This window comes from Lentzea flaviverrucosa, from assembly GCF_003350445.1.
In the GTDB taxonomy this organism is placed as follows: Bacteria; Actinomycetota; Actinomycetes; order Mycobacteriales; family Pseudonocardiaceae; genus Lentzea; species Lentzea californiensis.
Genome location: NZ_QQAU01000001.1, coordinates 752,960 through 762,928, shown reverse-complemented (window position 1 = coordinate 762,928; position 9,969 = coordinate 752,960). Strand labels below are relative to the sequence as shown.

At 69.7% G+C, this 9,969-nt stretch carries 8 protein-coding genes; 2 read left to right on the top strand and 6 right to left on the bottom strand.

Annotated features, from left to right (window positions below; all coding sequences use genetic code 11):
- Positions 1-69: 69 nt before the first annotated feature.
- From DFR72_RS03530 to DFR72_RS03505, 6 genes are all read right to left on the bottom strand, one after another.
- The gene (locus tag DFR72_RS03530) at positions 70-1,944 is read right to left on the bottom strand and encodes a hypothetical protein (protein WP_143086653.1); all 1,875 of its coding nucleotides are present in this window, start codon (positions 1,942-1,944) and stop codon (positions 70-72) included.
- Positions 1,945-1,953: 9 nt separating this feature from the next.
- On the bottom strand, positions 1,954-2,460 hold the full coding sequence (locus DFR72_RS03525) for a YbaB/EbfC family nucleoid-associated protein (protein WP_090064062.1): 507 nt from the start codon (positions 2,458-2,460) through the stop codon (positions 1,954-1,956).
- A 52-nt stretch (positions 2,461-2,512) separates the two neighbouring features.
- Positions 2,513-3,268 (bottom strand): ESX secretion-associated protein EspG, encoded by a 756-nt coding sequence (locus DFR72_RS03520; protein WP_090064063.1) that lies wholly within the window; start codon positions 3,266-3,268, stop codon positions 2,513-2,515.
- Positions 3,265-4,941, bottom strand: a complete 1,677-nt coding sequence (locus DFR72_RS03515; protein WP_090064064.1) for a PPE domain-containing protein — start codon at positions 4,939-4,941, stop codon at positions 3,265-3,267. Before DFR72_RS03515 ends, DFR72_RS03520 begins: the two co-directional genes overlap by 4 nt.
- Before the next feature lie 43 nt (positions 4,942-4,984).
- A complete protein-coding gene (locus DFR72_RS03510) occupies positions 4,985-5,365 on the bottom strand; it encodes a hypothetical protein (RefSeq protein WP_090064065.1) in 381 nt (126 codons plus the stop codon).
- 423 nt (positions 5,366-5,788) lie between these two features.
- Positions 5,789-6,550 (bottom strand): ESX secretion-associated protein EspG, encoded by a 762-nt coding sequence (locus DFR72_RS03505; protein WP_090064066.1) that lies wholly within the window; start codon positions 6,548-6,550, stop codon positions 5,789-5,791.
- 382 nt (positions 6,551-6,932) lie between these two features.
- On the opposite strand from DFR72_RS03505, the gene DFR72_RS03500 reads away from it, so the two are divergent.
- Together DFR72_RS03500 and DFR72_RS03495 are read left to right on the top strand one after the other, a co-directional pair.
- Positions 6,933-8,513 carry an MFS transporter gene (locus DFR72_RS03500; RefSeq protein ID WP_245982483.1) on the top strand — a complete coding sequence of 527 codons (1,581 nt, stop codon included), beginning with the start codon at positions 6,933-6,935 and terminating at the stop codon, positions 8,511-8,513.
- Between the two features lie 98 nt (positions 8,514-8,611).
- Positions 8,612-9,961, top strand: a complete 1,350-nt coding sequence (locus tag DFR72_RS03495) for a collagenase (RefSeq protein WP_090064068.1) — start codon at positions 8,612-8,614, stop codon at positions 9,959-9,961.
- Positions 9,962-9,969: the final 8 nt, after the last annotated feature.

Sequence of the window (9,969 nt, the reverse complement as noted above, 5' to 3'; positions counted from 1 at the left end):
GAGCGGCGATTCTCCAGAACTGCGTCAGAACAAGGCGGGATCACGGGGATCCCGGCTGTTGGCTGGGACTTACTCTGTCGGCCGGACGGAACGCTCGTGCGCGATGGTCGGCCGCAGAGGCTCCGCCGCGGCACCGCCGGCAGCCTCGTAAGCGGTGGTCGCCTGCAGCGGCTCGCTCGCCATGAGCGGGTTGACGCTCTCGTAGACGGGCTCGGCGTCGACGCGCGAGTACACCTCACGCTGCTGCGACGGCTCGAGAGCGTCGTACGCGTGCGACATCTGCGTGCGCGCGAGCGGCTCGTAACCCGACGAGGCCTGCAACGGCTCCGACGGCGTCTCCGGGCTGATGTACATCTCACGCGCCTGCATCGGCTGCACGGCCTCGTAGGCCGGCGTTCCCGACGTCATGCTCACGCCCGACACCATCGTGGAGTCCGAAGCCTCCACGCGGGAGAACGCCGTGGGAGCCTGGACGGCCTCGGCCCGCTGGAACGCCATGGGAGCCTCGACAGCTTCGGCCCGCTGGAACGCCATGGGAGCCTGAACCGCCTCGGCCCGCTGGAACGCCTGCACCGGCTCGGTCGCGTACACCGCCGCGGTGCGGGCCTGCAGCGGCTCGGCCGCGTCCATCGCCCGGACGGCCTGCATCGGCTGTGCCGGTTCGGACATGGCCACGCCTCGGAGCATCGGCTGTGCCGGTTCGGACATGGCCACACCCCGGAGCATCGGCTGAAGCGGCTCCGCGTCCATCCGCTTGACGGCCTGCATCGGCTCGGCGGCCTGCGTCGCCCTGAGGGCCTGCATCGGCTCGGTCGTGGCCGTCCGCCTGAGGGCCTGCATGGGCTCGGCGGCCACTGCCTCCGTCCGCCTGAGGGCCTGCATCGGCTCGCCCTGTTCCGTCGCCCTCAGAGGAGCGCTGGCGAGCGTCGCCTGGACGGTCCCGTCCTGGACCGTGCCGACACGCGCGTTCACCATCGATGCGCTCGCGGTGCCGGTGGCGTCCGCGGCGGTCTTGCCGTCGGTGGCACCGGGAGGCGTGTTGCCGCCACCGCCGGCGCCCCGGTTCTCCATCGCCTCGTCGATCTTCTTGTTGACGCCGTCCTGGGCCTTGTAGCCCTCGTAGGTGATCTCGGCGACGTCAGCGGAGTTCTCGAAGCGCTCCCAGCCCTTGCTGACCTTCTTCATGATGTCGTCGAGGTCGCCGATGCGCTTCATCTGACGGCCGAGAGCCGCGACGACGCGGGCGACGCGGGACGCGATGTTCACGCCCAGCGCGACGGCCTTGCCGACCGCGAAGCCACCGAAGACCGCGATCGAGGTGCCGAAGGTCGGGATCATCATGGCGGCGGCGATGATCGCGCCACCGATCAGCGAACCGATCAGCTGGGCGATCAGGTCGCGCACGATGTCACGCAGAACGGTGACGAGCATGCCCATGATCGCGACGATCTTGGCCTTGGACTCGACGGCGTTCGCCAGGTCGTCGAGCTCCTGACTCATTCCGTCCATCGACTTCTTGTAGTTCTCGGACGCCGCGCCCGTCCAGCCGTCGAACGTCGCGAGGCCGCTCTTGTGGTCCTCGGCCAGCACCCGCAGCTCGGCCGCGCGCGCCTTGTTGGCCTCGACGTTGGCCTGGATCTCCTCCGGGTTGCCCATCAGCTGGTTCAGGGCGTCACGCAGGAACGACACGTGCTCGATCAGCCAGCCGACACCGGCACCGATGATGCTGCCGAGCGGGTCGATCGCGAACATCACCGTGGCCGAAGCCGCGCCGATGGCGTTGAACGTGATGTCCAGCGCCTTCTCGGTCTCGCTCTCGGCGTCCTTGCTGATGCCGTCGATCAAGCTGCCGTAGGCCTCGATGAACAGCGAGCCCTTGAGCTTGTTCTCCTCGGTGATGTGCATCCCGGGAGGTGACGGGAGGGGAGTTTCAGGCGCGGTCATCGCTGTTCCTTACCAGGGCTGGTTGTCGTCGTCATCGTCGTCGGCCGCACTGCCACGGCCGCGGACCGGTGCGGGCTGCGGAGTCGCCGCCGGCTTGCTGACCGGGGGAGCCGGAGCAGGTTCCGGCTCGTCGTCGACCTCGTCGTACGGGTCGGCGTCCTCTTCGACCTCGTCGTCCGGGATCGAGTCCGAGACCATCTGGTAGGCCTCGGTGCCCTCGCCGAGCGGCTTGAAGAGCTCGAGGACCTGGGTGGCCGCCTGCTTTTGCGCCGCCCGTGCGGTCTCCAGGATCAGCGCGGTGAGCCTGGGCCCGCCGAGCTCGATCGCGCGGTGCCCCAGCTGCAGGTTCTGCAGGCCGCCGTTGGGCCCGACCGTCACGGTCACCGCACCGTCCTTCGACGTCACGGTGGCGGAGGCCGCCGCGACGTTCTCCGTGAGGTTCTCCGACTTCTCCTTCAGGTCGGCCAGCTTGGCCTCGTACTCTTCGACCCACTGATAAGGGTTCGCGGGGTTCACACGGTCCTCCGGCGGCGGTGGTTCAACTGCGGTTCGGCTGTGACGCGTCAGATCACGCGAGCACGGCGTCGATTCGGGTGGCGATGCGGTCGTTGTCGGTCGGCGAGAGGCTGAGCCAGCCGTCCGAGTTGACCATCAGGTAACGGCCCTGGTGGGTGTCGAACCAGTTGATCACCACACCCGACCGCTGGCGGTCCTGGGTGACGCCGAACTGGCCGCCCGCGACGCGGTTCGAGGCGAGCTCACCGAACTGCTTCGCGTCCTGCGCGGACAGGCCGGCCTGCTGCAGCGCGTCCTCGTCGTCCACCTTGCCGTCACCGAACAGGTCGTCGCCCGCGGTGGCCTCCTCGGCCTCCTTCAGCGCGACGGCGTCCTGCAGGGACTGCACCCGCACGTTCACCGCCGTGCCCGGACCGGGCACGGCGTCGGGCAGCACCTTGACGATCTCGCGGGCGATACCGGTCTCCCGGATCTCCAGCAGCCCGACCCGGTCGTCGTCGATGATCGCCAGCGCGGCGCGCTCACCGTTGGAGACGGCGAGCGCCCGCACCGTGCGGTCGAGACCGGCGACGGCGTCCACGGACACCTTGTGGTCGGCGAGCAGCCGCAGGAAGTCCTCGAGGCGGTGGTTGTCCACGAGGCCCCGTGACCGCAGGTCGTCCATCGTCTCCGTGACGAGCACGCGGCGTTCCTGCTCGGTCGCACCCTCGTTCGGCACGTCGAGCGGGTAGGGCACCCTGCCGAGCCGCAGGTCGTGCCACAGGACGTCGAACTCGCGGGGCGAGAGCAGGAACTCGGGCGTGATCAAGACGACTCGGTCCCCTTCTGCTTCTTGACCTTCGCGGCACCGATCACCGACGGGGGCAGGTTCTCACCGGGGACCTCGAACAGGTCGCCGCCCATGATGTAGCTGGCGGAACGGTGTTCCTTGTCATCCTCGCCACGGCCACCGGCTCCGGGAGCACCACCCATCGGCGCGCCCGCGCCCATGCCGGCACCGGCCGCCGCGGCGCCACCGGGACCCATGCCCATCGGCATGCCGCCACGGCCTGCCTGGCCCTGGACACCGGCCGCGCCGCCGGACTGCATCGCGCCACCACCGGCACCCGCGGTACCACCCGCGCCGCCGCCGAACGCGCCGCCACCGCCACCGCCGGCACCACCGCCGGGACCCATCTGCGGGGTGTACGGCACGGGGCCCTTCATGCCCGCGCCGCCGCCGGCGCCACCACCGGCACCGCCACCGCCGCCACCACCGGCGCCGCCGCCCGCGCCACCGGGACCGTTGTAACCGGGCGCCGTCGGCGTGTAGGGAGCGGGACCACCCTTGATGTTCTGCGGGGTGTAGTTCGGGTTCGCGATGTCGCGGCCGACGACCGGGGCCTTCGGGACGTTCTGGTTGCCGCCACCGGTGTTCGTCTTGCCACCGGGACCCATCTGCGGCGTGTAGCCCGGCGCGGTCGGGGTGTAGGGCGCGGGACCGCCGCTGCCACCGCTGCTGCCGCTGGTGTACGTGCTGCCGGGGTTGTAACCCGGGGCGGTCGGCGTGTAGGCCGCCGCGGTGTTCGTGTTCGTGTTGCCCATCTGAGGCGTGTAGCTGCTGCCGCCACCCGCACCGCCGCCGGCGCCACCGGGTCCCGCGTAGCCGGGAGCGGAAGGCGTGTAGGCCGCCGCGGCGGGCTGGTTCACGCCGCTGCCGCCGCCTGCGCCGCCGTAGCCGCTGCCCGCGCCGCTGTTGGGCACGCCGCTGGCGCTGGAACCCTGCTGCTGGGCGAGCGGGGCGGCCGTCGCCGTGCCGGCACTCGCCGTCTGGGTGGACATGAGGCCGTCCACACCGTTGTCGAGCGCGACCGCGCCGGAGCGCGGCACCGCCATGACCGGTTCCTCGACCTTGCCGGTGTTCGGGTTGAACGGCGGCTTGAAGGCGGGCGTCGACGAGTCGATCTGCCGGGAGTTGTTCTCCATGTTGGTCATCACGCCGACCGCCTGGTCGTGCGCCGCGCGCGAGGCGGCGTTGGCGATCGCGATGTCGGCGGAGGCCAGCACGAAGGCGGGCGTGCCGGGCTGGGAGAGCGCGGCCGCGGCCTTGTTCCAGTCGAACTGGACGGGCTGGGGCATCTGCGCCCTGGCGGTCTCCATGACACGGCCCTGGTCGGCGACCTTGTTGCCGACCTCGACGGCCGTGCGCGCGGTCTCGTCGACCCAGGTTCCGAGCTTCTTCATCGCCGCGCGGGCGGCCTCGGCGGCGTCACCGGTCCACTTCGACTCGGACGAGGTGATGACCGAGTTGATGACTCGGGACGCCTCGGTCAGCTCGTTGCCGTACTTGCCCCACTCGGAGCTGATCTGGCCGGCCTGACCGGGGTCGTTGTTGTTGTGCACCGCGGCATACAGCTCTTGGTGCGATCGGGACGCCCAGTTCTGCGGGTCCGTGAGGACCGGGACGTTCTCGACTTCGCTCGGGTCGGTCTCGGGGGGCATGACCGGCTCGCCTCTCACTCCGTTGGATCAGCTGGCCTCGAGATCAGCTGTTACCCATGTGCTTCTTCAGTTCGGCCTGCTGGTCCTCGTCGAGCCTGGTGAAGTTGCCGACCGCCTCGACGATCGAGTTCTTCGTCTGCTCCAGAACCGTGCGGTACGCGGTCATGACACTGACGAACGAGTACTGCTCACCCTCGGCACGATGGGTGAACTTGTCGCGCATCTTGTCGCCCACGGGGTTCGCTCCGAGCGGCGCCGGACGGGCGATGCTCGAGTTGGCACGTTCGATCCAGGAGTCGACCTGGTCGATCTGGGCCTGGAACTGCTTGCGTAGTTCCTCGCCCGCGTCCGGGTCGATCTGCACCTGACCCGAGCTGACGGTGTCCCCGAGCGGGACAGCGTCTTTGTCACCGACGATGTACATGCGGGCAGTATCGGGTGTCTTTTGGCGCAACGCTCACTTTGCGGCGTGCGAGTTACCAATTGAGACCGGTCTTCACAATGCGTTGCCATGGGCCGAAACGGGCCACTAACAGGTGAACATGGTGTAACGGCCGTGATCGTTTGCGCTGGTTGTGGGAGCGCTCTCGGGGTGCTGCCCGCTCGGGCTCTCGATCTCTGTTCACATCCCTGGAACGGCCCTTGACGCGGGGTCGATGTGACCCAAATCACACGGGCCTTTAACCGGGATTTAGGGCTCTCTTGAGGTCCGTCACCAGCTGGTTCGGCGTTCACCGGATCGGCTGAATCGTCGGAGCCGCACAAGAGCACGGGCGCACTCCGGAGAGTACGCCCGTCTTGCCCGTTTTGGATCAATGTTGTGCGCTGCGACGCACCGCGTTCGCCTTCAGGCCAGCACCGCGTCGATCCGCGTCGCGATCCGGTCGTTGTCGGTGGGCGACAGGCTGAGCCAGCCGTCGGAGCGGACCATCAGGTAACGGCCCTGGTGGGTGTCGAACCAGTTGATCACCACGTCGGCGCGGTGCCGCCCGTGCGTGACGCCGAACTGGCCACCCGCGACCCGGTTCTGCGCCAGCTCGTCCATCTGACGCGCGTCCTGCGCGGACAGCCCGGCCTTCAGCAACGCCTCGCGGTCGTCGAGCTCCTCGTCGGCCGCGCCCCACGGGTCCTCGGAGTCCTCCTCCTGCTCGGCCTCCTGTAGTGCGACTGCCTGCTGCAACGTCTCCAGCCGCACGGACAGCGCGCTGCCGGGGCCCGCGACACCCTCGGGCAGCACGCGGACGATCTCGCGGGCGAGCGAGGTGGCCCTGATCTCGGAAAGGCCGACGTTGTCGCCGTCGATGACGGCGAGAACTGCCTGGTCCCCGCTGGACGCGGCCAGTGCCCGCACCGTCCGGTCGAGCCCGGCGACGGCGTCCACGGACACCTCGTGGTCGCCGAGCACCCGCAGCAGGTCCTCCAGCCGCACGTCGTCGGCGATGCCGCGCCGGCGCAGGCCGGCGATGGTCCTGTCCTGCAGGGCCTTCACGTCCTGCTCGGTCGCTCCTTCGCTGGGCACGTCGAGCGGGTACGGCATTCTGCCGAGCCGCAGCGTCTGCCACAGCACCTCGAACTCGCGGGTCGACAGCAAGTACTCGGGCGTGATCACGAGTGCTCGGAACCTTTCTGCTCTGCCTGCTTTGCGCGCAGTATCAGGCAGAATTGGGGCAACCGTTCACCATTGAGCGATTGCGCACCCGGTTGAGACGAATGTTCACAATCCGTCGCGGTCCGGGAAATCGGGCAGCTTCCGGGCGAACGCCGGCGGTGTGAACGCTTGTTTCCCCAGGTTCCGAGAGCGCTTTCAGGACGTGAACAGGGCGGACGTGCGGCGCCCGTTCACACGTCCGCGGCGGCCGGATCCGCCGGAGTGCTGTGACCCAAATCACCCCTGGCGGGCGATGTGCAGTTCCCTCGATAGCTTCAGTGTCGACCAAAAGAAGTGGTCACGGCATTCGGCGGGGCACAGGCGCGGATGTGAAGATCAGCGGGTGACCGTCTCCTCATGGGCACCCCTGCGCCGCAACGCGTTCCGTGCGCTGTGGCTCGCCCAGTTCGCCTCCAACATCGGCACGTGGGCGCAGACCGTCGGTGCCCAGTGGCTCATGGGCGACCTCGGCGGCAGCGCCCTGCAGGTCGCGCTCGTCCAGACCGCCACGACGTTGCCGGTGTTCCTGCTCGTGGTGCCGTCCGGGGCACTGGGCGACATCCTCGACCGGCGCCAGGTGCTGATCACCGGCCAGGCGTTGATGCTGGCGGGCGCGGGCGGGCTGATGCTGCTCGCGGGCACCGGCAGGGCCACCCCGGCGAGCCTGCTGGGGCTGCTCGCGCTGATGGCGATCGGGCAGGCGTTGTCGATGCCGTCGTTCCAGGCGATCCAGCCGGAACTGGTGTCGCGCGAGGAGATCCCGCAGGCCGCGCTGCTCAACGGCGTCAACATGAACGTCGGGCGCGCCATCGGCCCCGCGCTCGGCGGGTTGCTGATCGCGCTCGCGGGGCCGGAGGCGACGTTCGCCTTCAACACGGTGAGCTTCTTCGGTGTCCTGATCGTGCTCACGCGGTGGAAGCGGCCGTCGGACCACCGGCCGCTCGGCGCGGAGCACATCACGACCGCGATGCGGACGGGCGCGCGGTACGTGGCCAGTTCGCCTCTGTTCCGGCGAGTGCTCACACGGCTGACGTTGTTCATCGTGTTCGGCAGCGGGTTGTGGGCACTGCTGCCGGCGATCGCGCGCGGGCCGCTGCGACTCGACGCCAGCGGGTACGGCGTGCTGCTCGGCAGCGTCGGGGCAGGGGCCATCGGCGGCGCGTTCGTGGTGCCGAAACTGTTGCGGCGCATGAGCAAGAACCGGATGGTCCTGATCGCGACGTTCGTCTACGCGGGAGCGACGAGCACGGCGGTGCTGACGCAGAGCTTCGCGCTGGTGATCGTGGCGATGCTGCTGACGGGGGCCTGCTGGATCGCCACCCTGTCGACGTTCAACGCCACCGCGCAGGTCCTGCTGCCCGCGTGGACACGGGCGCGGGCGCTGGCCTACTACCAGCTGATCCTCATGGGCGGGCAGGCGCTGGGCGCGGTCGTGTGGGGTGCCATCGCGGACGCGTACAGCCTGCAGGTGGCCATGATCGCCCCCGCGGTGGCGATGGTCGTGCTGGCGCTCGCGGCGACCCGGTGGCTGCCGCTGAACGACCGGCCGCTCGACGTCAGCCCCGCCACGTACTGGGAGGAGCCGCCGGAGATCACCGACACCGCAGCCGGCCCCGTCCTCGTCACCGTGGAGTGGCCCGTGGCGCCGGAGAACGAGGACGCGTTCATCGACGCCATGCAGCGCGTCGGCAGGGCCCGGCGGCGCACCGGGGCGACGATGTGGGGGTTGTTCCGGGACACCGAGCAGCCCGAGACGTTCCTGGAGACCTTCACCGTGGCGACGTGGCAGGAGCACCTGCGCCAGCACGTCGAACGCGGCACCGTCGTGGACCAGCAGAACCAGGACACGGCACGGGCGCTGGCCAAGGGACCCGCGCACGTGCGGCACCTGCTGTTCGCCGAGCCGGCGAAGCCGGACCAGTGAGCTCTTCCATAGCAGCGCGCTATGAGCGGAAGGGATGATTCCGAGGCGGCGGCCGGTGTGACGCTCGGGGGCACCTCGAACCCTGCGGAGGAACCCCGATGAGATCACTCGCCCTGGTCCTGGCTCTGCTGGCCGGGTTGCTGGCCCCTGCCGCGGCGCAGGCCGCCGTGCCCGGCGCGCCGAACAGCCCGCTGTTACCGCCCGCCGTCGCCAGGACCATCCTGCACGCCGGGCCCGACTCGGCGATCCACACCGCCGCCGTCGCCGACTACCCGGCCGAACTGCGCGCGTTGACCCGCCTGCTCGACACCTACACCAGCGCCGACGACGCGGCCGTGCACGCCGGCATGCTGCTGCTCTACTACGGCCACGCCCAGCCCGAGTTCCTCGCCGCCGTGCGCGCCGAGCCGGAGGTCCTGCGGGCGCTGCGCCGGTTCGTGCTGGGGCACCTGGACCTCTTCGGCACCGATCGCCAGTACCTCGTCCAGAACGCGACCCGTGAGCTGGGCAGGTTCTTGCAGCACAACGTCATCGCGCCGCGCGTGCGGCCGTTGCTCGCGGACATGGTCTCGCGCGGTGGCGTCGTCGGCCGGCTCGCTCCGCTGTGGGTGGGTGTCGCGGAGATGGTCGACTGGTACGACAAGGCGAACTGCCGCCGGTACGGCACGTGCGACTTCCGCGCCCAGATCGACCGCCGCGTCCTGACCGTCCGGCACACCTGCAGTGCCACGCTGAAGATCCGCGCCCAGCAGCTCACCAGCACCCAGCTGCGCCAGACCTGCTCGTCGCTCGCCGGCCAGGACGCGGCGTTCCACCGGGTCGTGCGCGACCCGGGACCCGTTGCCGGAGACCAGAACACGTCACTCGAGGTCGTCGTCTTCAACACCGGCAACGACTACCGGACGTACGCCGGGGTGCTGTTCGACATCTCCACCAACAACGGCGGCATGTACCTCGAAGGCGACCCGGCCCTGAACCAGGCGCGGTTCATCGCGCACGAGGCCGACTGGCTGCCCGGGTTCGCGATCTGGAACCTCAACCACGAGTACACCCACTACCTCGACGGCCGGTTCGACATGCACGGCGACTTCGAGGAGAACATGACCACGCCGACGGTGTGGTGGATCGAGGGCTTCGCCGAGCACCTCTCGTACAGCTACCGGGGCGAGACCTACACCGCCGCGCTGGCCGAGGCGAAGAACCGGACGTACGCGCTGAGCACGCTGTTCGACACCACCTACGACCACGACACCAAACGGGTCTACAACTGGGGTTACCTGGCGGTCAGGTACCTCGTGGAGAAGCACCCGGCCGACGTCGCGGCGGTGCTGGCGGACTACCGGGCAGGGGACTGGGCGGGCGCCCGGGACCACCTGACGCGGGTGATCGGCAACCGCTACGACGCCGACTGGTACACGTGGCTCGGCTCGCTGACGGCCGCCGGCTGACCCGCGCC

Coding starts and splice junctions, on each gene's coding strand:
- DFR72_RS03530 (WP_143086653.1), bottom strand. CDS start 1,944: ATGACCGCGCCTGAAACTCCCCTCCCGTCACCTCCCGGGATGCACATC.
- DFR72_RS03515 (WP_090064064.1), bottom strand. CDS start 4,941: ATGCCCCCCGAGACCGACCCGAGCGAAGTCGAGAACGTCCCGGTCCTC.
- DFR72_RS03510 (WP_090064065.1), bottom strand. CDS start 5,365: ATGTACATCGTCGGTGACAAAGACGCTGTCCCGCTCGGGGACACCGTC.
- DFR72_RS03495 (WP_090064068.1), top strand. CDS start 8,612: ATGAGATCACTCGCCCTGGTCCTGGCTCTGCTGGCCGGGTTGCTGGCC.